This is a genomic window from Nonomuraea sp. NPDC003727, from assembly GCF_053586935.1.
The window spans coordinates 33620-55921 of sequence record NZ_JBSFNE010000010.1 but is presented as its reverse complement, the minus strand read 5'-3'; the positions used below and the strand labels follow the sequence as shown (position 1 = coordinate 55921).

Annotated in this window: 21 protein-coding genes; 7 read left to right on the top strand and 14 right to left on the bottom strand. The window is 71.9% G+C overall.

All coding sequences use genetic code 11. The features are described from left to right. Window positions 1–52 precede the first annotated feature (52 nt). Entirely contained in the window at window positions 53–2062 is a 2010-nt protein-coding gene (locus ACWDLG_RS25315) for a hypothetical protein (protein ID WP_449924064.1), read from the top strand. A gap of 69 nt (window positions 2063–2131) precedes the next feature. Here the strand turns inward: ACWDLG_RS25315 and ACWDLG_RS25310 are convergent, their stop codons facing one another. Then, on the bottom strand, window positions 2132–4105 hold the full coding sequence (locus tag ACWDLG_RS25310; protein ID WP_449924061.1) for a hypothetical protein: 1974 nt from the start codon (window positions 4103–4105) through the stop codon (window positions 2132–2134). Window positions 4106–4186: 81 nt separating this feature from the next. Next, the gene (locus ACWDLG_RS25305) at window positions 4187–4702 is read right to left on the bottom strand and encodes a uridine kinase family protein (protein WP_449924058.1); all 516 of its coding nucleotides are present in this window, start codon (window positions 4700–4702) and stop codon (window positions 4187–4189) included. Between the two features lie 119 nt (window positions 4703–4821). Here ACWDLG_RS25305 and ACWDLG_RS25300 point away from each other — a divergent pair, with 119 nt between their 5' ends. Together ACWDLG_RS25300 and ACWDLG_RS25295 are read left to right on the top strand one after the other, a co-directional pair. Next, the gene (locus ACWDLG_RS25300; protein ID WP_449924055.1) at window positions 4822–5979 is read left to right on the top strand and encodes a CaiB/BaiF CoA transferase family protein; all 1158 of its coding nucleotides are present in this window, start codon (window positions 4822–4824) and stop codon (window positions 5977–5979) included. A 43-nt stretch (window positions 5980–6022) separates the two neighbouring features. Next, the gene (locus ACWDLG_RS25295; RefSeq protein ID WP_354907489.1) at window positions 6023–7513 is read left to right on the top strand and encodes a carboxyl transferase domain-containing protein; all 1491 of its coding nucleotides are present in this window, start codon (window positions 6023–6025) and stop codon (window positions 7511–7513) included. Here ACWDLG_RS25295 and ACWDLG_RS25290 read toward each other — a convergent pair. The 8 genes from ACWDLG_RS25290 to ACWDLG_RS25255 all read right to left on the bottom strand — a co-directional run bounded on the left by ACWDLG_RS25290 (window position 7510) and on the right by ACWDLG_RS25255 (window position 14165). Next, window positions 7510–9354 (bottom strand): hypothetical protein, encoded by a 1845-nt coding sequence (locus ACWDLG_RS25290; protein WP_449924052.1) that lies wholly within the window; start codon window positions 9352–9354, stop codon window positions 7510–7512. The two genes, ACWDLG_RS25295 and ACWDLG_RS25290, sit on opposite strands and share 4 nt — an antisense overlap. Continuing rightward, window positions 9351–9821: a sigma-70 family RNA polymerase sigma factor gene (locus tag ACWDLG_RS25285; protein WP_449924050.1), complete on the bottom strand. Its 471-nt coding sequence runs from the start codon at window positions 9819–9821 to the stop codon at window positions 9351–9353. The genes ACWDLG_RS25290 and ACWDLG_RS25285 overlap by 4 nt, the downstream gene beginning before the upstream one ends. A 14-nt stretch (window positions 9822–9835) precedes the next feature. Then, complete coding sequence (locus ACWDLG_RS25280; protein WP_449924048.1) at window positions 9836–10303, bottom strand: hypothetical protein; 468 nt, start codon at window positions 10301–10303, stop codon at window positions 9836–9838. 40 nt (window positions 10304–10343) lie between these two features. Beyond that, the gene (locus ACWDLG_RS25275; RefSeq protein ID WP_354907485.1) at window positions 10344–10739 is read right to left on the bottom strand and encodes a hypothetical protein; all 396 of its coding nucleotides are present in this window, start codon (window positions 10737–10739) and stop codon (window positions 10344–10346) included. Then, on the bottom strand, window positions 10736–11188 hold the full coding sequence (locus tag ACWDLG_RS25270; protein ID WP_449924044.1) for a hypothetical protein: 453 nt from the start codon (window positions 11186–11188) through the stop codon (window positions 10736–10738). Before ACWDLG_RS25270 ends, ACWDLG_RS25275 begins: the two co-directional genes overlap by 4 nt. Before the next feature lie 65 nt (window positions 11189–11253). Continuing rightward, complete coding sequence (locus tag ACWDLG_RS25265) at window positions 11254–12048, bottom strand: carbon-nitrogen hydrolase family protein (RefSeq protein ID WP_449924041.1); 795 nt, start codon at window positions 12046–12048, stop codon at window positions 11254–11256. Window positions 12049–12057: 9 nt separating this feature from the next. Further along, window positions 12058–12534, bottom strand: a complete 477-nt coding sequence (locus ACWDLG_RS25260) for a hypothetical protein (RefSeq protein WP_449924038.1) — start codon at window positions 12532–12534, stop codon at window positions 12058–12060. Continuing rightward, on the bottom strand, window positions 12531–14165 hold the full coding sequence (locus ACWDLG_RS25255) for a RyR domain-containing protein (RefSeq protein ID WP_449924035.1): 1635 nt from the start codon (window positions 14163–14165) through the stop codon (window positions 12531–12533). The genes ACWDLG_RS25260 and ACWDLG_RS25255 overlap by 4 nt, the downstream gene beginning before the upstream one ends. 62 nt (window positions 14166–14227) lie before the next feature. On the opposite strand from ACWDLG_RS25255, the gene ACWDLG_RS25250 reads away from it, so the two are divergent. Continuing rightward, window positions 14228–16162 carry a hypothetical protein gene (locus tag ACWDLG_RS25250; RefSeq protein WP_449924032.1) on the top strand — a complete coding sequence of 645 codons (1935 nt, stop codon included), beginning with the start codon at window positions 14228–14230 and terminating at the stop codon, window positions 16160–16162. Here the strand turns inward: ACWDLG_RS25250 and ACWDLG_RS25245 are convergent. Continuing rightward, a complete protein-coding gene (locus ACWDLG_RS25245; RefSeq protein WP_449924030.1) occupies window positions 16098–17306 on the bottom strand; it encodes a M20 metallopeptidase family protein in 1209 nt (402 codons plus the stop codon). The genes ACWDLG_RS25250 and ACWDLG_RS25245 overlap by 65 nt on opposite strands. Next, a complete protein-coding gene (locus ACWDLG_RS25240) occupies window positions 17303–18148 on the bottom strand; it encodes a DUF418 domain-containing protein (protein WP_449924027.1) in 846 nt (281 codons plus the stop codon). Before ACWDLG_RS25240 ends, ACWDLG_RS25245 begins: the two co-directional genes overlap by 4 nt. A gap of 145 nt (window positions 18149–18293) precedes the next feature. Between ACWDLG_RS25240 and ACWDLG_RS25235 the strand changes: the two genes are divergently transcribed. After that, window positions 18294–19460, top strand: coding sequence for a pyridoxal phosphate-dependent aminotransferase (locus ACWDLG_RS25235; protein WP_449924024.1), 1167 nt, complete (start codon window positions 18294–18296; stop codon window positions 19458–19460). A 6-nt stretch (window positions 19461–19466) separates the two neighbouring features. Here the strand turns inward: ACWDLG_RS25235 and ACWDLG_RS25230 are convergent, their stop codons facing one another. Then, window positions 19467–20411: a LysR substrate-binding domain-containing protein gene (locus ACWDLG_RS25230; protein WP_449924021.1), complete on the bottom strand. Its 945-nt coding sequence runs from the start codon at window positions 20409–20411 to the stop codon at window positions 19467–19469. A gap of 95 nt (window positions 20412–20506) precedes the next feature. Between ACWDLG_RS25230 and ACWDLG_RS25225 the strand changes: the two genes are divergently transcribed. Continuing rightward, on the top strand, window positions 20507–21058 hold the full coding sequence (locus tag ACWDLG_RS25225) for a peroxiredoxin (protein ID WP_354907475.1): 552 nt from the start codon (window positions 20507–20509) through the stop codon (window positions 21056–21058). Next, the gene (locus ACWDLG_RS25220) at window positions 21055–21591 is read left to right on the top strand and encodes a carboxymuconolactone decarboxylase family protein (RefSeq protein WP_449924018.1); all 537 of its coding nucleotides are present in this window, start codon (window positions 21055–21057) and stop codon (window positions 21589–21591) included. Before ACWDLG_RS25225 ends, ACWDLG_RS25220 begins: the two co-directional genes overlap by 4 nt. 62 nt (window positions 21592–21653) lie before the next feature. Here ACWDLG_RS25220 and ACWDLG_RS25215 read toward each other — a convergent pair whose 3' ends face one another. After that, the gene (locus ACWDLG_RS25215) at window positions 21654–22301 is read right to left on the bottom strand and encodes an alpha/beta fold hydrolase (protein ID WP_449924015.1); all 648 of its coding nucleotides are present in this window, start codon (window positions 22299–22301) and stop codon (window positions 21654–21656) included. Between the last annotated feature and the right edge of the window lies 1 nt (window position 22302).

Sequence of the window (22302 nt, the reverse complement as noted above, 5' to 3'; positions counted from 1 at the left end):
CTCTCGACATTTCGGTCTTTACCGGAATCAGCAAGCGATTTAGATTCCGGTCATGACCCTTATCCATAAACTGGTCGCCGCGGGACTGGCGCTGACCACCGCGCTGAGCGCCGCCCCGGCCGGCGCGGACGATCGCGTTCAGGACCTGGGCGTCCCGCTCCAGGACGTCCTGCTCATCGGCGGCACCGTCGCCCCCGGGCCCGGCGGCGGGACCGTGCTCTGGGGCGCCTCCTCCGGCGCGCCCGCCCACCTCAACGCCGTCGACCCCGCCACCGGCGCGGAGGTCGCCCGCCTCGACCTGCCGGGCGCGGCGGGCTCGTGGGCGGTCGACGCCACCCCCGACGGCAGCCTCTACGTCGGCACGTACGGCGACGGCCGGCTCTACCGCTGGACCGAGCGGGGCGGCGTGAAGGACCTCGGCCGCCCGGTGCCCGCCGACGACTTCGTCTGGTCGGTGGCCGCCGGCGAGGGCGCGACCGTCTACGGCGGCACCTCTCCCGGCGGGCGGCTGTTCGGCTACGACCCCGCCACCGGCTTCCGCGACTACGGCAAGCTGTCGGCCGCCCACGCCTACGTCCGCAGCGTCTCCTACGCCGGCGGGAAGATCTACGCCGGCACCGAGGCGCCCGCCGCCGTCTTCGAGGTCGACGCCGCCACCGGGGCGCCCACCCGGCTGCCCACCCCGCCCGGGCTCGACCCGGCGGGCAGGTGGGCCTACGACGTCAACGTCGCCGGCGGATATCTCTACGTCCGCTACGGCGGCGCCGGCCCCGGCCCCCTGCACGTCTGGGACATCGCCGCCAGGACCTGGACCGACGCGCTCGACCAGGCCCACGGCCTCGACGTGTCCCCTCCCGACGGCGAAGGCCGGATCTACTTTGTAAAGGCGGGCGAGCTGGTCCGCTACGATCCCCGCACGAAGACCCTCACGCCGACCGGCATGCCGTTCCTCGGCAGGGTCGCCAACACCCGCGGCATCGGCTGGGCGGAGCTCGGCCTGCCCGACTACCCGGGCAAGAGCGTGGTCGGCCTGCTGTGGCGCGGCCTGATGTTCCGCTACAACCCGCAGACCGGCGCGCGCTCGTTCGTACAGACCGGCGTGCGCGGCGAGCCGATCGACATCACCGCGATCTCCGAGGGCCCCGACGGCCGCGTCTACACCGGCGGGTTCCTCAACGGCGGCTTCGCCGCGCTCGACCCCGTGACGGGGCGGCGGGAGGAGTTCCACACCTTCTCGCAGAGCGAGGACATGACCACGCACGCCGGCAAGCTGTACGTCGGCGCCTACCCCGAGGCCAGGGTCTATTCCTACGACCCGAGGCTGCCGTGGAACAGCACCGAGTACTCCCCGAGCCCCGAGCCGGGACCCGCGCCCAACCCCGCCAGGCTCTTCGACTTCGCCGCCGACAAGCAGATCCGCCCGCGCGCCATGGTCTCGGCCGGCCGCTACCTCGCCGTCGGCACCATGCCCGACCTCGGCCACCTCGGCGGCGTGCTGGCCATCTGGGACCCGGTCGAGGGCAGGCTGAAGCACGCCCGGCGCAACGTGATCACCGACCAGTCGATCGTCTCGCTGGCCTACCGCGACGGCGTCGTCTACGGCGGCACCTCCATCTACGGCGGCCAGTCGGCGACCCCGCCGACCCAGCCCGAGGCCAGGCTGTTCGCCTGGTCGGTGGCCGACGACAGGCTGCTGTGGCAGATCACGCCCGCGCCCGGCAAGCCGGCCATCCCCGCGCTGACCTTCGACGACCGCGGCAGGCTGTGGGGCATCGCGGGCGGCACCGTGTTCGGCGTGGACACCGCCGAGCGCAAGGTCGTCAAGACCGTCACCCTGTCCGGCAGCAGGAGCGCCGGCGGGCAGCTCGCCTTCAACCCCGCCGACCGGCTGCTGTACGGCGCGCACGCCGGGGCCGAGGTGTTCTGGCTGGACCCGCGCACGCGGGCGCACGACGTGCTGAAGCAGGGCGCCGTGCACCAGCTGGCCGTCCACCGGTCGGGCGAGGTGTACTTCGCCGAGGGGTCGCGGCTGTTCAGGCTCAAGGCGCAGCGGGACCGCTGACGCTCGCACCCCGGACGCGCCGACGCCTCCTCTCCGGTCACGCTGGAGAGGAGGCGTCGGCGCAGGAGGTCAGCAGAGGCGGTAGGTGTAGAAGTTCTCGTTCCTGGACAGGTACATGTGCCCGTCCGGTCCCTTCAGCAGGATCGAGATGGGCCGCGTGATGAGCGTCAGCCCCATCGTCGCCCGGTCGATCTTGTACACCTTGCCCTGGACCTTGCCGTAGAGCTTGCCGTCCGAGCCGAGCTCGATGTTGGTGTCGAGCCAGACCTGGGTGGCGGTGGACCACGGGTAGGTCTGGTGCTTGGTGACGCGCAGGGTCCGGCCGGTGGCCGGGTCGAGCTCGTACAGCGCGTCGGGGCTCAGCCCCCACAGCTTGCCCTCGTCGTCGAAGGTGATCGAGCCGAGCGCCAGGTCGCCGGCGACGGGCTTGGTCCGCCACTTGAGCGTGTCGGTCGCCATGTCGTAGGCGAAGGCCACGGCCGCGTCGTCCTGCGGGGTGCTGATGCCGCCGAAGGCGCTGGTGGCGCCGTAGATGACGCCGTCGCGGTAGGCCAGGCCGATGATGCTGTGGCCGGGGATGAGGTTACGCTTGACGATCGTCTCGCCGGTCGCGGGGTCGAGGAGGCCGAGGGCGCCGCCGACGGTGCCGACCTTGGGGACGGTGCCGAAGGCCAGCCGGTCGCCGGCCGAGATCATCGCGAACGGCCGGTCCTGCTCCTGGTCGGCCAGGTTGAGCAGGAGCCTGGGCTCGCTGCCCGTCCACTCGTAGATCCGGGCCCACGGGTAGACGCCCAGGTAGAGCTTGCCCTTGTGGGTGACCATGCCTTCGCTCTGCCCGACGTTGGGCCAGAACCGGGTCTCGCCGGTGGCGGGGTCGAAGGCGGCCAGGCCACCGGTGAAGAAGCCGCCGCCGTAGACGCGGCCGTCGGGGCCGACGCCCATCGAGCGGATGCTGACCGGCTGGCCCGTGAGGGTGCCGTCGAGCAGCCGGCCCTGGCCGGTCTTGCGGTCGAAGTGCCAGATACGGCCGGTCGAGCCGGTGCCGACCAGGGTGTGGCCGACCCAGCCGAGCGGCCTGGCCGCGCCGCCGCCGAAGTCCGTGAAACCGGTCTTGGTGATCTTCTCGGTGTCGAGGTCGTAGGTGACCAGCTCGTCGCCCTGGAAGACGTAGAGCCGGTTGCCGTGCCTGCCGCCGCCGACGGTCAGGCTGTCGACGTCCTCGACGACGTCCTTCCAGGCGCGGCGTTCGAGGTCGTAGACGCCCATGGGGTTGCCGTTGGTGGAGGTGGCGAACCTGACCAGCAGGTAGCGGCCGGCCACGTCGATGTCGTAGGCGTAGCCGTGGCCCTCGATGGGCGGCTCGATGACCTCCTTGGTCACCCCGTCGCCGCCGACGACCGCGACCTTCATGCTCTGCGCGCCGACGCCCGCGTAGATCGTGCCGTCCTCGGCGACGGCCAGGTCCCTGACGAACTGCTCGCCGGGGACGGGGCTGCCGAGGTCGGTGATCTGCCCGCCGGCGGTGTCGTAGCGGACGAGCTTGCCGTGCGGGGAGGTTCCGCCGTAGACGGAGGCGCCGTCGGGGCTGGCGGCGACGGTCCACACGAAGGTCTCGGTGGGCGCGGCGATGCCCAGCTCGGTCACCTTGTCGGTGGCCGGCTCGTAGCGGAACAGCCTGCCCATGGCGCCCGGGGCGGCGTTGTAGCCGCCGACGTAGACGGAGTGGTCGGGGGCGACCGTGACCGCCCAGGAGCCGAGCGCGAGCGGCAGCGGGCGTTCGGCGACGAGCGTGCCGTCCTTGGCGTTCCTGATGCCGAGGATGGCGGGGCCCGAGGCGCTGGAGGTGACGGAGTAGACGCGGGGGCCGTCGGGATGGGAGGCGTCCATGGCGGTGCCCGCGGTGGTGGCGCCGGTCAGGGGGAGTGCGCCCAGGTTCTTGAACCCGCACCCGCTCGGGGGTGCCACGGATTCGGCCTGGACCGGAGATGCGGTGGGAAGGGCAAGGAGGAGGGCCATCGCCAGCGCCCGCCAAGATACGGTCATGGCCGTAATTTTGCAGGTTCGCTTGCCCCAACGGAAGGGACCAGGCGGAGGGCCGTGGCCGCGGGGGCGTCGAGCCGGGAACTAGGAGAGGTCGAGGACGGCGTCGGCGCGCCGCCTGGTGCCGTCCTCGGCGAACCACCGTTCCTCGGCCGCGAACCACTCCACCCACCGCTGTTCGAGGCCGGGACCGTCGCGCTTCAACACCCTGGCCATGCGCACCTCCCGCGGCGCCTCCACCCACACCGTGAAGGACACCGGAGCGCCGCGGCGGGCCGTACCGACGCCCTCGATGACCAGCACGGGCGCGGCGGGCACGATCACCTCCTCGGCGTGGACGCCGCGGACCCAGTCGTAGCGGCGGAAGGAGCCCGGCCGTCCCTCGCTCAGCGGGCGCAGCACCCGCTCCTCCAGCGCGGCGAACCACGGCCCGGGCCCCTCCTCCCACGGCACGGGGAAGTCGTCGCTGTGCACCACCTGCGCACCGAGGGCGGGCCCCAGCCGGTCGGCGAACGTCGTCTTGCCCGAGCCGGCCGGTCCGTCGACCGCGACGACACGGGTGCGACCGCAGGACGGCGGCCTTGCCATGATGCGTCTCACCAGGTGATCCATCCGACCGATCCTGCCATGGTGGAACAGGGACCTGACTGTCGAGCGCTGCCTCTCGCCTGCGAGGCTGGTAAGGCCGTAAGCTCGGCGACCACCACTGGAGGTTGATCTTGCGCGGACTCCTCGGCGACATCGTCGTCCTCGATCTGTCGCGGGCCCTGGCGGGCCCGCACGCCGCCCAGATGCTCGGTGACCTCGGCGCCAAGGTGATCAAGGTCGAGCATCCCCGGGGCGGCGACGAGTCACGCGGCTGGGGGCCGCCCTTCGTCGGCCCCGAGCACGACATCTCCACCTACTTCCTGTCCGCCAACCGCAACAAGCAGTCCATCGCGGTCGACCTGAAGTCGGAGGAGGGCAGGCGGCTCATCGAGCGCCTGGTACGGCACAGCGACGTGCTGATCGAGAACTTCCGCACCGGAGTGCTCGACCGCCTCGGCTTCCCCGTCGAGCGCCTGCACGAGCTCAACCCCCGCCTGGTGGTGCTGTCCATCACCGGCTTCGGCCACGACGGCCCCGAAGGCGGCAGGCCAGGCTACGACCAGATCGCCCAGGGCGAGGCCGGCCTGATGTCGCTGACCGGGCCCTCGCCGGACGAGCCGTACCGGGTGGGCGCCTCCATCGCCGACCTGCTGGCGGGCATCCACGGCGCCTACGGCGTCGTCGCCGCCCTCTACGCGCGCGAGCGCACCGGCAGGGGCGAGGTGGTGCGCACCTCGCTGCTGGCCGCGGTGACCGGCGTGCACGCCTACCACGGCACCGCCTGGACGGTCGGCGGCCAGGTGCCCGTCGCGGGCGGCAACCACCACGCCTCCATCGCCCCCTACGGCGCCTTCCACTGCGCCGACGGGATGCTGCAGATCGCCGTCGCCAACGACGTGCAGTGGCGCAAGGTGGCCGCCTTGCTGGACATCGACCCCGATGACGCGAAGTATGCGACGAACAGGCAGAGGTTCGCGCACAGGGATGAGCTGATCGTCGAGATGGAGAAGGCCCTGGCCCGTCACGACCGGGCGCACTGGCTGGCCGCGCTCGCCGAGCTCGGCGTGCCCGCGGGCGCCATCCGCACGCTGGACGAGGTCTACGCGTGGGACCAGACCCGCTCCCAGGGGCTGGTCGTCGAGGTGGACCATCCCGTGCTGGGCCGCATCGAGCTGCCGGGGCCGCCGCTGCGTTTCGACGGCGCCGAGCCGGTCGAGCACACCGCGCCGCCGGCGCTCGATCAGGACGGCGAGAACGTACTTTCCTGGTTGGCGGAACGGGAACGGTGACCGGCGCGTCAATTCTGCAGCACTCGACGACAGCAGGGGAGCAGTGGTGAGCCGGCCGGACGCGCGCACTCTCATCGAGACGGTCCTGGACAAGGGATCGTGGAAGTCATGGGACACGCCGCCCGCCGACCCCTCACAGCCGGGCTCCTCCTATGCCGAAGAGCTGGCCGCCGCCCGCGCGAAGAGCGGCTACGACGAGTCGGTGATCACCGGTGAGGGGTTCCTCGGCGGGCACCGGGTGGCCGTCATGGCCTGCGAGTTCTCGTTCATGGCCGGCTCGATCGGCGTGGCGGCGGCCGAGCGGCTGGTGCTGGCGGTCGAGCGGGCCACCAGGGAGGGGCTGCCGCTGCTGGCCTCGCCCGCCTCCGGCGGCACCCGCATGCAGGAGGGCGCGCTCGCCTTCACCCAGATGATCAAGATCGCGGCGGCGGTGCAGCGGCACCGCGACGCGGGCCTGCCGTACATCGTCTACCTGCGGCATCCGACCACCGGTGGCGTCTTCGCCAGCTGGGGCTCGCTCGGGCACGTGACGGCGGCCGAGCCGGGGGCGCTCATCGGGTTCCTCGGCCCGCGCGTGTTCGAGTCGCTGCACGGCTACGCCTTCCCCGAGGGCGTCCAGGTGGCCGAGAACCTGTTCACGCACGGCCTGGTGGACGCGGTCGTCTCGGCCGAGGACGCCCGCGCCATGGCCATCAGCGCGCTGACCGTGCTGACGGCCGGCAGGAGCGGGCTCGAGGCCGGGGCCGCCCCCGAGGAGGACCTGCGTCCGGTGGAGGCGTGGGAGGCCATCACCCGCTCGCGCCGCGACGACCGGCCGGGCATCCGCACGCTGCTGAAGCTCGCCGCCACCGACGTCACCCCGCTGAACGGCACCGGCGAGGGCGAGGCCGATCCGGGGCTGCTGCTGGCCCTGGCCAGGTTCGGCACGGCGCCGGCCGTCGTGCTCGGCCAGGACCGGCGCACGCAGCGGGCGACGGGACCGTTCGGGCCCGCCGGGCTGCGCGTGGCCAGGCGCGGCATGCGACTGGCCGCCGAGCTCGGCCTGCCCCTGGTCACCGTGATCGACACGGCGGGCGCCGCCCTGTCGAAGTCGGCAGAGGAGGGCGGCCTGGCCGCCGAGATCGCCCGCTCGCTGGCCGACCTGGTCATGCTCGACGCGCCGACGGTCTGCCTGCTGCTCGGTGAGGGGGCGGGCGGCGGTGCGCTGGCCCTGCTGCCCGCCGACAGGGTGCTGGCCGCCCAGCACGCCTGGCTGTCGCCGCTGCCGCCCGAGGGCGCCTCGGCCATCCTCTACCGCAGCGTCGACTTCGCCCCCGAGATCGCCCAGGCGCAGGGCGTGCGCGCCACCGACCTGCGCCGCGACGGGATCGTGGACCGCGTCATCCCCGAGCGGCCCGACGCCGCCTACGAGCCGCAGGCCTTCTGCGAGCGGGTGGCGCGGGCGCTGGAGTACGAGATCGCGCGGTTGCTGGCGACGCCGAAGGCGGACAGGTTGCCTGCCCGCCTGGCGCGTTACCGCTCGCTCGGGATCTAGCGCCGCCAGATCTCCTTGCCTGCCTGGTCGTAGCCGACCACGTGCACGTCCAGGTTGTCCTTCGTCGTGCGGGCGGAGAACAGGGTGAAACCGAGACCCCAGGGGTCGGACCGCAGCGTCGCGGTCAGGCGGGCGCCGTCCGGGTAGACGAGCTCGACCTTGGCCGTCGTCTTGACCGTCCATCCGGCGAGGACGTTCTGGCCGTGGCTGTAGGTGGCGTCCTCGATCCTTTGCGGTTCGACGGCGAAGCGCCCCCCGGCCCCCCAGATGATCATGCAGCCGTTCTGGTGGGTGATGCTCGCGCCGCCCTCCAGGACGGCGGCCGGGCCGACGGGCGGGGAGACCGTGCACGCGTCGGGCGCGTCGCCGCCGACCGAGGCCACCGTGTTTCCCCTGGCGTCGCTCAGCACGAACTGCTCGCTGCCGCCGGGGTAGGGGACGGCCCAGATCTTCAGCGGCGCGCCGGCGGGCGCGTACATGGTGCCGCGAACACCGGACTTCACCGCCTCGACCTGGGCGGCCTCGGATCCGGCCACCCCGATCGCGCTCTTGCCGAGGTCGAGCAGGCGGCGGGCGTCACCCGGCCCGACCGGCTCGAAGGCGTCGCACGTGGTCTTGGTCCCCGGGGTGGAGCGGCACAGGCCGTCCCAGGTCCTGCCGTCGGCGAGCGTCACCTTGCTGAACCACACCTTCGCCTCGCCGATGGTGACCACCTCGCCGATCGGCGGGTGCGGGTCCCAGGCGGGCTTGTCGGCGGGATGGTCGTCGCGCCACAGCTGCCTGCCCGCCGCGTCGTAGCCCACCAGGGTGAAGCCTTCGAGGTAGAGGTCGCCGGTGACGGCCCGCTCACCCGCGAACAGGCTCACCCCCACCTTCCACGGGTCCGGCTTCACCGCCGCCGTCAGCGCCTTGCCGTCCTTGCGGACCAGCTCCACCTTCGCGGTGCCCCGGCGGGCGATGCCGAACCAGTGGCCGCTGTTGACCCGCAGCTGGACCGCCATGGGCTTGCCGCCCAGGTCGTCGAGCGTCAGGTTGTCGACCCTGACCAGGTGGAGCCCCACCTCGCGGCCCTCCAGGGTCCAGATGAGATTGCGGTCGGGGGTGTCGTAGGGCCGCACGCTGAGGTCGCCGAGCTTCACGGCGGCGCCCGCGGGCTTGCCCTGCGCGGACTCGGGGAGCATCGTGATGCCCCGCAGCCGCTGGGAGAGGACGCGGCCGCCGGCGTCGGCGAACTCGTAGGAGGTGACCTGATCCGTGCTGGGGTAGGCGACCGTCCAGATCTTCATCGGGGCCCCCGAGGGCTGGTGGAGGGTGCCGGTGAAACGGGCCCCCTTCGCGGTGACCGCCGTCACCGTCGCCACCTCCTGGCGCGCGCCACCGTAGTCGAGGATGGTCTCACGCAGCGGCACGGACTGGGTCGTCCCCTCGAACCAGCCGGCGTTCCGCAACGCCTTGGCGCCGGCGTTCTCGCCGCACATGCTCGAGGAGGCGCTCCCCGCGTACTGCACGTCCCGGCAGAGCGCGAGCAGGCCCGCGTCGTTCTTGCCGTACCACAGGCGCATCGGGCGGTCCTCGGTCGGGTTGTCGATGACGAGCGCCTCGCCCACCGGCTTCGGGTCCTTCGGCGGGCCCATGGTCGTCTGCCTGTCCTGGCCCCCGTTGAGCAGGAAAGGCACGAGCAGGGCCACCAGCGCGACCGGCAGGGCGGCCAGCAGGACCGGCCAGACCCACCGGCCCCGCCGGGCCCGCCGCTGCACCTCGATCCAGGCCGTCGGGCCGGCCTCGAAGGTCATGGCGCGGGCGTCGAGCGCGGCACGCAGCCGCTCTTCCAGGTCGTTCACAGCTTCCCCCTCAGTGCCGCCAGGCCCCGGCTGGCGTGTGTCTTGACCGAACCGGGCGACACGCCCATGGCGTCGGCGATCTCTCGCTCGGACAGGTCGAGCCAGTAGCGCAGGATCAGCGCCTCCCGCTGGCGGCGCGGCAGCGTGTCGAGGGCGGCCAGCAGTTCCCAGTGCTCCTCGGCCACGATGACGGCGTGCTCGCTGCTGCGGGCCGGCTCGGGGGGTTCGGGACGGCGCAGCCGGCTGAGGCGCAGGTGCCGCAGCCGGTTACGGGTCAGGTTGCAGACGGTCGCGCGCAGGTATCCGAGTGCCGCCGCGTCGTCGCGCAGGCGGCGGCCGTGCAGCCTGGCGAACGCCTCCTGGGCGATGTCCTCGGGGTCGTCGGCGCCCAGCAGTCCCGCCAGCCGTACCAGGGACTGGTACTGCGCGGCGAACAGCTCCGCGAAGGTGGGGGCCGCGGGCGCCATGGTGGGTGTTTCCATCACGTACCAGAGACACCCGCCGTGGCGACCGGTTGACCGGAGGAGTCGAGGAAATCGAAACCGCGTACCCGCGCGCCGGGGACGGTCACCGTCCAGATGGAAAGCGGCGCCCCCGCGGGCCGGTGGACGGTGCCGCTGACCGTGGCGCCTTCCACGGTGCGCGCGCGCACGCCGGCCACGCCGGGCCGGGCGGCGCCGTAGTAGAGGTCGCCCTCGCGGTCCTCCGCCCACGCCGGCTCCGGCCGGTCGGACACGTCGTGGCCGCAGGAGCGGGGCCCGCACAGCCGCAGGTCGCCGTCCTCGTCGGTGGTGCGGGCGAACCACAGCCGCACCGGCGGGTCCGAGACGGTCAGCACCTGGCCGACCGGCGCCTTGCCCTGCATGACCCGCTGGTAGATCTCCGACGTCTCCGGAGCCTCGCCGCACCCCACCAGGACGAAGGGCACGAGGGCGCATAACCATCGCATGCCAGGAGAGACGCTCGACCGGGCGACCGGTTGACCGGGGTCAGCCGACCGGCAGGCGTTCCACCCTGATCGAGAAGACCTCCTCGCGGGGCACGACCACCTCATAGGCCCCATGGTCGACCATCCAGTAGCCGAGCGCCTCCGCTTTCATGCCACTGTGGCCGGTGTAGGCGATGTGGAGGCCGTCGTCGTCCTCGTCGAGGACCACGCACGGCTCGCCGCCGAACGCGCCGACCGTGCGCACGAGCACCAGCCACTCCAGCTCGGAGCGGTCCACGGTGCGCCGCCAGTAGCCGGAGGCCGCCTCGAAGCCGTCCAGCTCCTCCTCGCTGAACAGCACGACCTCGTCGCTGTCGGGCCCGATCGCCGCCGGGTGGGTGCGGCCCCGGTGGCGGGCGACGAAACCCGACGCCACGGGCACGATCTCGTCGCTCATGACGACGGCCGCCAGGTGAGCCCGTCGTAGGCGGCGAACGGCCGCTCGCCCGCGCCGGTGACGTGCACGATCTCCGCTCCCGCCGGGATGGGCATGGGCGTGGTGTGGAACTGGGGCACCACGTGCTCGCGCGAGGTGGTGAACCCGTTGCCCGCGAACGGCGGCGCGTCGCTCCAGTCGCCGCCCATGTGCGGCCCGTACGGCACCGCGTAGGTGTCCACGTCGCGCGCGTACCACCGCATCAGGTAAAGCTCGGGCACGTGGGCGCTCAGCTCCGATCCCTCGAAGGACAGGTCGAGCCCCAGGAATAACGCCCGGGGCGTGGTCAGCCGCACGCAGTCCTGCACGCGGTAGACGTAGCCGGAGATGACCGTGCGCTTGCCCGAGAGGTAGGGCACGAGCAGCCGGGGCGGCACCACCTTCTGCATCTGCGTCCTACGCTCGTTCACGACACCACTTTACGATCTCTTGGCCGTCACGATCCAAGAACCCCGCCAATCGCGGCGGCCCCTGGTCAGGGCAGCCGGCCCACACCCAGCACCCGGTGCTCGAGGCACGGCAGCGTGGCGCGGGCGGAGGCGGTCAGCTCGGCGTCGAGCTCGACCACCTGCACGCCCGGTGCGCTACCCAGATCGGCGCGCACCACGCCCAGCGGGTCGACCAGCATGCTGCGCCCGACGCCGAACCCGTCGCTCGCCTCGGCGGGATTGGGCGCCTGGTCGACGGCGGCGGTCCACATCGTGTTCTCCAGCGCCCTCGCCCGCACGAGCGTGATCCAGTGGTCCTCCTTGAGGGGGCCCGAGCTCCAGGCCGCGATGACGGCGAACATGTCGGCGCCCCTGTCGACCAGCGCCCTGGCCAGCTCGGGGAAGCGCAGGTCGTAGCAGGTGATGAGCCCGATGCGCAGCCCGGCCAGCTCGACCACCGTGGGCTCGGAGCCGGGGGCCACCAGCTCCGACTCGCGCGAGCCGAAGGAGTCGAACAGGTGGATCTTCCGGTAGGTGGCCCTGACGGCGCCCGAGGCGTCGATCGCGACCGCGGTGTTGTGGACGCGGCCCTCTCCCGGCTCGAAGACGCCGGCGATCACCGCGACGCCGTGGTCGCGGGCCGCCTCGGCCAGGCCGGTCACGAAGGGGCCGTCCAGCGGCTCGGCCAGCTCGGCGATGCGCCTGCCGTACCTGGTCAGGGTGGCCTCGGGGAAGATCGCGAGGTCGGCGCCCTCGGCCCTGGCGATGGCCTCGGTGGCCCGCTTGAGGTTGGTGGCGGGGTCGGGGGAGACGGGCAGCTGGCAGAGGGCGATTCTGGTCACGTCTCGAGACTATGCCCGGCTGGAACCCGGCGGCCAGATCACCCGCACCGGCATCCCGGCCTGTCTGGCCATGGCCACCACGTCGGCGGTGCCGCCCGGGCCGCGCGGCGCGGTGCCGTCCCATACGGCGACCAGCTCGTCGGCCTCGGACAGCATGGCCTGCGCCGCGGCCAGGTAGGCGGGCACCCCCGCCTCCTCGAAGGGCAGTTCGAGGACGTGGGTGGCCTTGCCGAGCAGCATGTCGTAGGTGTGGCGGGCGTCGGCGGGCAGGCTCTCCCGGTAAAGGCGGGCGGGCAGGACGGCGTGCAGTTCGCCGCCCGCCGCGATGGTCTCGGCCGCGAAGATCTGGTCGGACCCTTCCGCCAGGCACGACACGCCGACCAGGCCGGGGCCCGCGCTCGCCAGCTCGTCACGCAGGGCCTGGCCGACCAGCTCGACCGTGTGCGGCGTGAGCTCGCGGTGTCCCGTCACGGCGAACCTCGTCATCGCGTCCTCACCACCTGGAAGCCCGCCAGGGCCAGGATGCCCGGCAGGTTCCTGATCGTGTCGCGGTCCTTTTCCTTCGCCGATGCTGACAAAGTGGACCAGTCTCCTATATCGGGATGTGTCTTGTTCTCATCATCCCGCAAGGGGCCGTGGGACCAACCGCGGGTCACCATCATGCGTACCCAGCGCACGTGCTCCATCTCCGCCAGGAGCTCGATCTCCTCCTCGGCGAAGGCGAAGCCGAGGTCCGGGTCGACGCGCGGGCCGAGCGCGCACCCGACCTCCTTCAGCTTCCTGCCGATGTCCTCGGCCAGCAGCCGGTTGGACTCCCGCTTGTCCTCCTCGAGCTCCTCCCACGGCACCAGCGAGGAGTTGACCGCGAACCTGCCGCCCCTGCCGCGCTGGTCGGCCAGGTAGTGGCTGTGCGTCGCCTTGGCCAGGGTCTCCACCAGGTCCTCGGCGATCAGCCGCGGGTCGCCCGCCGCGTCGGTCACCGGGAAGACCCTGAGCGCGCCGTCCAGGCCCTCCAGCAGCGTGGAGTCGAAGGCCGCCGCGTGGTCGACGCGGACGACCAGCGAGCCGGGGCCGCCGCCCCACAGCCGCAGCGACGTGAGCGCGACCTTCAGCGCGAGGTCCTGGTCGGGGTAGCAGACGTAGACGCGGCGCGAGGCGTGCGGCAGCACCTCGGGCAGGCTCACCTGCTCCGGCTCCAGGTCGATCGCCTCGAGGTCGCAGGCGGTCAGCAGCAGGTCGTGCCGGGCGCACAGGGCCGCCGTCGCGCCGGTCGCGTCCGCGTCGACGACGGTGACCGGCAGCGGCCCGGCCTCCCGCGCCCGCGGGCGCCAGTGCCTGGCCAGCTCCAGCAGCAGCGTCCGGCCGAACGTGCCGAGGCCGATGACCATGACCGGGTCCGGTGTGGTGATCGGGTCGTTGTCCAGCAGCACGCGGGCCGCGAGCGTGTCGGGGTTGAAGAAGTCCAGGTGCAGTCCCGTCGGCCGGGTGAGCCCGAGCCGCCGGGCGCGCAGCGCGGCGCACATGTCGGGGTCGGAGATGAGCCCGTAGGCGGCCAGCGGGCGGGCCTTCGGCCGCGGCAGGGCGTGCGCGGCCAGCGCGATCGCGGTGTTGGTCGCGCTGTCGGCCTCGCAGGCGTACAGGACGGCGGCGCGTTCGATGCCCGCCGCGCGCAGCACGGCGGGATCGCGCGGGTCGCCCTCCACGTGCAGCACCCCGCGGTCGGCGTGGGGCGTGGGGGAGATCCGCACCACGCCGCGGCTGGCCGCGCGCAGGCGCGTGGTCAGCACGCCCGCGATCGGCCCGGTGCCGCAGATGACCGCGTGGCCGCGCGAGCCGCGGGCGCGCAGGCGGCGGATCTCGGTGGAGAACAGCAGCAGCAGACCGGCGACCAGGGCGTAGATCGTCGCGGCGGGGGCGGTGAAGCGGGCCACCTCCAGCGCCCATCCCAGCGGCTTGTGATCGACGTCGAACGGAGCCGGATCGAGGACGAACAGCTGCAGCGAGTAATAGACCAGATCGAAGGCCGAGGCCCCGGGCTCGAGATACGCGGCGAATCCCACCAGGCCGAGAACGAAAGACGCGAGCACCAGTACGGCGAATGACAGCCGCAAAGCCATTACGTCACGATATTTTGTGTCGCCTTTGAAAGTCCAGTTGCTCGTCGTGTATTCATGTCTGCATGGACCCCGTCAATGCGTTTCTCGCCTGGTCCACCGAGGCTGAGGGCTCCGAGTCGGTCATCAGGGCGGTCCAGTCGGTGAAGAGCCAGCTGGCCGAACGTCATTTCGACGTCTACGACTGGAGCGAGCAACCCCATAGCCGCAACATCGGCATCGAGATCCAGGAGCAGATCCGCAGGTCGGACATTCTCATCCTGGAAGGAAGTACGGTTCGCCCCAATTTGGCATTTGAAGTCGGTTTTGCGCGAGCGTTGGATTTGCCTGTCGTCGTCATCAAGCAGGAGGGCACCAGCGAGCTGCCCGAAGACTTCGGCGCGCCGCGATACCTCAACTATCCGAGTGCCAGCAACGACGCCGGGTTCAGCAAATTCGAGACCGATTTCGGCAGGTTGCTCGACCGTCTGGAGCTGGAGTCGCTCAGCCCCGGCCACCGGGCGCTGCGCCGCAAGCTGACCCAGCTGCACGGCGGCCTGCAGTCGGTGCTCAGCAACCACGACAGCGACCACCCGCAGCTGCACCTGCGCAGCGGCTGGCTGGAGGCGCTCGCCTCCGAGGTGCGCAACTCCGGCCCGTCCAACCTCGTCACCGACGCCGACTACTACTCCCACTGCTTCGCCGAGCTGCGCGACTGGAACGACGGCCCGATCAGGGCCATCGCCGACCTGACCGACAACACCGAGACCTTCTGGCAGACCGACCTCGAGCACCCCGAGCTGATGAGCTCCCAGGTCACCGAGCGGATCTTCCTCATCGACTGGAAGCTGTTCTTCCAGGGCGAGGCGGAGCTTTCACGGCACATGTCCATGTGGCGCGACCACATCGGCAGCCTGGCCGACAGCAGCTACGAGATCTACGTGGCCGCCGTCGACGACGTGGGGCTCGGCGTGCGCCACCCCTTCGGCGACACCGCCGTCGGCGCCCACCTGCTGCTGCTCAACCCCGACTGCATCGGCGGCTACCGGAGCAGGCTCGACAGCGACTTCGGCGAGCGGCGCATGCTCCACATCGAGCGCGACCGCCACCGTTTCAACCTGGCCAACCGCTACTACGACGCGGTCAAGGCGCGGGCGGTGCGGTTCGACCCCAACCACGACTTCCACACCCTCAAGCGCGAGTGGCTGCGCAAGCTGGAGATCGGCAGGTGGGACGAGCACTGGACGCTGCGCACCGAGCACCGCTCCCCGGCCTACTTCGACCGCTACGACCAGCACATCCGCACCTGGATCCCGATGTACGACGACCTGATCCAGGACTGCTCGGCCACCGTCGCCAGCGAGATCCTGCGCATCTTCCAGGAGATCGACATGTCGGTCTCGGTCCTGGAGATCGGGTACGGCACCGGCAGCCTCACCTCCGCGATCGTCCCGTGGATCCGCACCCTGTGCGAGCCGTTCGAGCAGCTCGGCCAGCTCTACCCGGTCGACCGGTACCGCGCGATGGACCGCGCAGTGCAGATGCGCAAGCTCGCCCACAAGAAGATCGGCGACGACCTGAACCGCTGGGTGCGCCTGCTCAACAAGACCGCGTGGGACGACGTCGAGGACAACATCACCTACAACGTCATCTTCGGCTCGCTCGTCACCCACTTCCTGTTCGGCCAGAACCCCACCGACGAGTCGATCGACTCCTTCTTCGCCGAGTGCGCCAGGCGCCTCGAACCCGGCGGCAGCCTGGTCTTCTCCGACTGCTTCGCCCCCGACGACGACCACGAGCGCACGTCGGCGGTGGCCGCCTGGCGGACCTGGATGATCGACAACGGTCTCTCGGAGGACTACGCGGAGGCCTACCTGGCCGGCAACCAGGACATGGTCAACGCCGTGTCCGTGCCCCGCGTCGCGGCGGGCGCCGAGCGTCACGGCCTGCGCCTGGTCAAGGAGAAGCTGGTCGGCTCCACGCAGATGTTCCGCCTGCTGGTGTTCCGCTCCGCGCGCTGAGCGCCGCGGCGTAGGCCAGCGCCTGCGCCCGCGCGCAGGCGCCCACGGCCTCGTCGGGCGGCAGGAACCGCGGATCGTGCAGGCCGGCGTGGACGAACCCGGGCGCGCCGCCCAGCCCGACGAAGGCCATCAGCGTCGGCCACGCGGTGCCGTAGTGGGCGAAGTCGTCGCCGCCGCACGAGTGCCAGGCCGGGGCCGGCGCGAACCCGGCCGTCGCCGCCCCGCGCCTGGCCGCCTCGGCCAGCGCGGGGTCGTTGACCAGCGGCGGCTCGCTCTTGGTGACGGTCAGCCTCGCGGCGCACCCGTGGGCGGCGGCCACGTGCTCGGCGCACTCCCTGACGGCCGACAGCAGCGCGCGCTGGTCGGCGGTGTCCAGCGCGCGGAGCGTGACCAGCGCGTGGCCGGCGCCGGGGATCACGTTCTCCGCGGTGCCCGCGTGGACGGCCCCCACGGTGAGCGTGGCGCCGTGGACCGGGTCGATCCGCCGCCCCACCAGCCCGTGCAGCGCCACCACCAGGTGCGAGAGCGCCAGCACCGGGTCTCTCGTGCGGTGCGGGTAGGCGGCGTGCCCGCCGAGCCCCTCGACGTCGATCCTGATCGCGTCGGCCGCCGCGTTGACCGTGCCGGGGTCGGCGCCTATCGTGCCCCACGGCAGGTCGGGGTGGACGTGCACGGCGACCACCGACTCCACCCTCTCCGCCGCCAGCTCGCCCTCGCGCAGCAGCGCCACGGCGCCCGACGGGTGCCGCTCCTCGCACGGCTGGAAGACGGCCACCAGCGGCGCGGGCAGTTCCGTCCTGCTCGCCGCCCGCACCAGCGCGACCAGCGCGGCCAGGTGCACGTCGTGGCCGCAGGCGTGCATGTGCCCGTTGGCCGAGGCGAAGGCCGCGCCGGTCAGCTCGGCCAGCGGCAGCCCGTCGAGCTCGGCGCGGACGCCGATCGCGGGCTCGCCCTCCGGCCCCACCCTGACGATCATCCCGGTGCCCGCCACGACCCGGTGGGGCAGCGGCAGGTGCTCGGCGATGACGCCGCAGGTCTCCACCTCCGCGCCCCCCGGTTCGGGTACGGCATGCAGCCGGTGACGCAGGCGGATCGCGTCAGGCAACTCGTCGTCCAGCAGGCGAAGGAGAGCGCTCAGCGTCACGAACGGAGTATGAGCCGGTTCGGCACCGGTTTCCACCAGGTGAGCATCCGCCACATCCATTCGAGCGGACCGTATCTGAACACCGACAGCCACCACCAGCTGAACAGCAGCTGCGCGAGCACCGTCACGCCCGCCACGGCGAGCACCGGCCAGCGCATCGGGGCGGTCAGCACGATGACCACAGTGCCCGAGACGTAGTTGGTCAGCGCCATCCTGCCCATCGGCTCCAGCCAGCGTGGCCGCAGGAACAGCACGAGCGTGGAGTAGGCGGCGGCGCCCGCGAGCGCCGCCGTCACGTAGACCCACCACTCGTCGGTCCGCAGGTAGAGCGAGCCGAGCGCCGCCGAGACGACCGCCGACACGCCGAACCCCGGCAGCAGCCATCCGCGGCCCGGCCGCAGGTCCATCAGCGCCATGCCGATCAGGAACAGCCCGGGGATGATCAGGATGCCGCCGCCCACCCACACGCCCCACGCGGTGGCCGCCACCCCGAGCACCAGGACGGGCCAGCCGCCCGACAGGAACGAGGCCGGCAGCAGCACGCCGATGCCGAACAGCGCGTAGTCGGTCAGCACCTCACCCTCGTACCAGGTGTGCTGGACCAGCCCGAACACCAGCAGCCACAGCAGCCTGCGCAGCAGCACCCACCGTCCGGCGCCGCGCAGCACCAGCGCGAAGCTGACGCCGAACAGCAGCGAGAAGATCGGGTAGAAGCGGCCCTGGAGGAACGTCTCGACCCACCACTCGCTGTCCGGCGCCTGGGCGTGCTGCCAGGTGTTGACCAGCATGATGCCGCACACCGCGAAGCCGCGGAGCGCGTCGAGCTCTCTGATGCGCGTCACAGGAACCAGGACCACCACCATACGGGGAAACCGGCCGCGATCACGGGGGCGGGATGTTCGGAAGTGTACGAGCCTCGGGGCGGACACGCGCGGTCGATCGAGGGCGACCCGGGTGATCACGCCTCGAGACCAATAGTGTGGTCTCGTGAGCGATCCCCTTGTTTCCCGCATGCGACGGTTCGGCACCACGATCTTCGCCGAGATGAGCGCGCTGGCCGTACGGACCGGGGCGATCAACCTGGGGCAGGGATTCCCCGACACCGACGGCCCGCCCGCGATGCTCGACCGCGCGGTGGAGGCGATCAGGTCGGGTGCCAACCAGTACCCGCCGGGTCCGGGCCTGCCCGAGCTGCGGCAGGCGGTGGCCGAGCACCGGCGGCGGCACTACGACCTGGCCTACGATCCCGACGGCGAGGTGCTGGTCACCGTGGGCGCCACCGAGGCGATCGCCGCCGCCGTGCTGGCGCTGTGCGAGCCGGGCGACGAGGTCATCGCCTTCGAGCCCTACTACGACTCCTACGCCGCGTCCATCGCGCTGGCCGGGGCCCGGCTGGTCGCCGTCACCCTGCGCCCGGTGGCGGGGCGCTTCACCTTCGACCCGGACGAGCTGCGCGCCGCCGTGACGCCGCGCACCAGGGCGATCCTGGTCAACTCACCGCACAATCCGACGGGCACCGTGTTCGATCGCGAGGAGCTGGCGGTCATCGCCGAGCTGTGCGCCGAACGCGACCTGCTGGCGATCACCGACGAGGTGTACGAGCACCTGACCTTCGACGGCGTCGAGCACGTGCCCATGGCCACGCTGCCCGGCATGCGCGAGCGCACCGTGATGATCTCCTCGGCGGGCAAGACGTTCTCGGTGACCGGGTGGAAGACCGGCTGGGTGTGCGCGCCGCCCGAGCTGGTGCGGGCCGTCCAGACCGTCAAGCAGTTCCTGACCTTCACCGCCAACGGGCCCTGGCAGCTCGCCGTGGCCCACGGCCTGCGCGAGGAGCTCGACTGGGTCGCCGGGCTGCGCGCCGGCCTGGAGGGCAAGCGTGACCGGCTGCTGAGCGGGCTGGCGGCGGCCGGGTTCGAGGTGCTCAGACCGGCCGGCACCTACTTCGTGCAGACCGACATCAGGCCGCTCGGCTTCACCGACGGCCTGGAGCTGACCAGGCGGCTGCCCGAGCTGGCGGGGGTGGTGGCGATCCCCACCCAGGTCTTCTACGACCACCCCGACCGGGGCCGCCACTTCGTCAGGTTCGCCTTCTGCAAGAAGGACGAGGTCATCGACGAGGCGGTGACCAGGCTCAAGCGGCTCGGCGGGTAGGGGCGGTCAGGAGATCACCTTCACCGGCAGCTTGCGCTGCCTGACCGCGCCGCGCACCGCCTTGGCCAGCTGCGCGTACTCCGCGGCCCTGGCCGAGCTCGCCCGGTAGGCCATGCCGATCGTCCTGCCGGGCGCCGGAGGGGCGAACCTGCGCAGCGCCAGCCGTACCCGCTTGCCGGTCTCCACCGGCACCGCCGACTCCGGCAGCAGGGTCACCCCGAGGCCGCCCGCCACCAGCTGGACCAGGGTCGGCAGGCTGGTGGCGTAGGTGGTCGCGGTGGCCCGCGCGCCTACCTCCCTGCACACGTCGATCGCCTGCTCGCGCAGGCAGTGGCCCTGGTTGAGCAGCACGATGTCGAGCCCCTTCAGCGCCGACCTGCGCAGCGGCCCCTCCTCGGCGGCCAGCGGATGGCCCTCCGGTACGGCCAGCAGGAAGTCCTCGTCGTAGAGCGGCTCCTCCACCAGCCCGCTCGTCTCGGTCGGCAGCGCCAGCAGCACCAGGTCGAGCCTGCCCTCCCGGACCTCCTCGACGATCGTCTCGGTCTTGGCCTCGTGGACGGTCAGCTTCAGCAGCGGGAAGCGCTTGGCGAACATCGGCAGCAGGGCGGGCAGCACGTACGGTGCGACCGTCGGGATCACGCCCAGGTGCGCGGGACCGCTGAACGGCTCGCGGTTCCTGGCCACCTCCCCGACCAGGTCGTCGACCGCGGCCAGCACCCGCGTCGCGTGCACCGCCACCCGCTCGCCGGCCGGGGTCAGCAGCACCTTGCGGGTGGTCCGCTCCAGCAGCTGGGTGTCGAGGATCTCCTCCAGCGCGGACACCGACCCCGACAGCGCGGGCTGGCTCATCCTGAGCGCGGTGGCGGCCTCCCGGAAGTGCAGATGGTCGGCCACGGCAAGGAACGCCCGCAGCTGAGCGAGGGTGGGTATGGGCTCACTGATAGGAATCACCTCTCAGATTGGTCCGACTGCTCGATTTCTCGGATCAATGCTAGATGCGGCAACCTGGAGGCACTGACAACGACGTCCTGCAAGGAGACATAGACGTGCTCACCGTTGGTGACAAGTTCCCCGAGTACGAGCTCACCGCCTGCGTCGACCTCGACCCCGAGAAGGCGTTCGCGGAGATCAACCACAAGACCTACGAGGGCAAGTGGCGCGTGGTGTTCTTCTGGCCCAAGGACTTCACCTTCGTGTGCCCCACCGAGATCGCCGAGTTCGGCCGGCTCAACGAGGACTTCGCCGACCGCGACGCCCAGGTGCTCGGCGTCTCCGTCGACTCGGAGTTCGTCCACCACGCCTGGCGCAAGGACCACGAGGACCTGCGCGACCTGCCCTTCCCGATGCTGAGCGACATCAAGCGCGAGCTGTCGTCGGCGCTCGGCGTCCTCGGCGAGGACGGCGTCGCCCAGCGCGCCACCTTCATCGTCGACCCCAACAACGAGATCCAGTTCTCGATGGTGACCGCGGGCTCGGTCGGCCGCAACGTCAAGGAGGTCCTGCGGGTCCTCGACGCCCTGCAGTCCGACGAGCTGTGCCCCTGTAACTGGAACAAGGGCGACAAGGGCCTCGACGCCAAGGCGCTGCTCGGCGCATGAGTATCGACAACCTGAAGTCGGCGCTGCCCGACTACGCCAAGGACACCAAGCTCAACCTGGGCTCGGTCACGACGACGTCGTCGCTGACCGACCAGCAGCTGTGGGGCGCGGTCCTGGCGTGCGCGCTGGCCACCAGGTCCGCGCGGGTCATCGCCGAGGTCGCCGAGGAGGCGTCGGCCATCCTGTCGGCCGAGGCGTTCAAGGCGGCCAAGGCCGCCGCCTCGATCATGGCGATGAACAACGTCTACTACCGCGCCACCCACCTGATCGGCGACGAGCAGTACAGCACCATGCCGGCCAAGCTGCGCATGACCGTCATCGGCAACCCCGGCGTCGACAAGGTCGACTTCGAGCTGTGGTGCCTGGCGGTCTCCGCGGTCAACGGCTGCGGGCGCTGCCTGGAGTCGCACGAGCAGGTGCTGCGCGGCTCGGGCATGCCGCGCGAGCAGATCCAGGAGGCGCTGCGGATCGCCGCCGTCGTCAACGCGACGGCCGCGACCCTGGAGGCCGAGGCCGCCCTCGTGACGGTCTGACCCGCCTGGACGAAGGGCGTCCCCCATTCCGGGGGGCGCCCTTCGTGCTGTCCTGAGGCCGGTCAGCTGTCCAGGAACTCCTCCACGGCCGCCGCGAACTCCCCGGGCGCCGCCGAGTGGATCAGGTGCCCCACGTCGATGGTGACGAGCTTGGCGCCCGGGATGAGGCCGGCCAGCGGCGTGGCGTCGACATGGCTGGACGGCCCGCCCGACAGCACCAGCGTGGGAGCGGTGATGCGGGCCAGCCCCTCGGCCCACGCCGGGTCGGGCGAGACGAACTGGCGCTCGGTCTCGACCATCATGGGGGAGTCGTCCTCCAGCGGCGGCCGGTCCAGCGGCAGCGGCGCCGGCGGGTCCTCCAGCACCAGGACCGAGACCAGGTCGGGGTACCTCATGGCCAGGTGGTAGGCGACCGCGCCGCCCAGCGAGTGCCCGATCAGCGCCGCCCGCTCCACGCCGAGCATCCTGAGCAGCGCCGCCACGTCCTCGGCCATCTCGGGCAGCGCGTAGCCGTCCGGCCGCTCGCTGGCGCCGTGGCCGCGCAGGTCGGGCGCGATCACGTGGAAGCGCTCGGCGAAGCGGCGGGTGTGCGGGTTCCAGTGGTTGTGGTCGGCGGTACGGCCGTGCAGCAGGACCAGGGCGGGCGCGGCCGGATCGCCTTCCTCCCGGTAGGCGAGCTCGACGCCGTTGACGTGTGCGGTGCGAATCACG

Coding starts and splice junctions, on each gene's coding strand:
- ACWDLG_RS25315 (WP_449924064.1), top strand. CDS start 53: ATGACCCTTATCCATAAACTGGTCGCCGCGGGACTGGCGCTGACCACC.
- ACWDLG_RS25310 (WP_449924061.1), bottom strand. CDS start 4,105: ATGACCGTATCTTGGCGGGCGCTGGCGATGGCCCTCCTCCTTGCCCTT.
- ACWDLG_RS25285 (WP_449924050.1), bottom strand. CDS start 9,821: ATGGCGCCCGCGGCCCCCACCTTCGCGGAGCTGTTCGCCGCGCAGTAC.
- ACWDLG_RS25280 (WP_449924048.1), bottom strand. CDS start 10,303: ATGCGATGGTTATGCGCCCTCGTGCCCTTCGTCCTGGTGGGGTGCGGC.
- ACWDLG_RS25275 (WP_354907485.1), bottom strand. CDS start 10,739: ATGAGCGACGAGATCGTGCCCGTGGCGTCGGGTTTCGTCGCCCGCCAC.
- ACWDLG_RS25260 (WP_449924038.1), bottom strand. CDS start 12,534: ATGACGAGGTTCGCCGTGACGGGACACCGCGAGCTCACGCCGCACACG.
- ACWDLG_RS25255 (WP_449924035.1), bottom strand. CDS start 14,165: ATGGCTTTGCGGCTGTCATTCGCCGTACTGGTGCTCGCGTCTTTCGTT.
- ACWDLG_RS25250 (WP_449924032.1), top strand. CDS start 14,228: ATGGACCCCGTCAATGCGTTTCTCGCCTGGTCCACCGAGGCTGAGGGC.
- ACWDLG_RS25220 (WP_449924018.1), top strand. CDS start 21,055: ATGAGTATCGACAACCTGAAGTCGGCGCTGCCCGACTACGCCAAGGAC.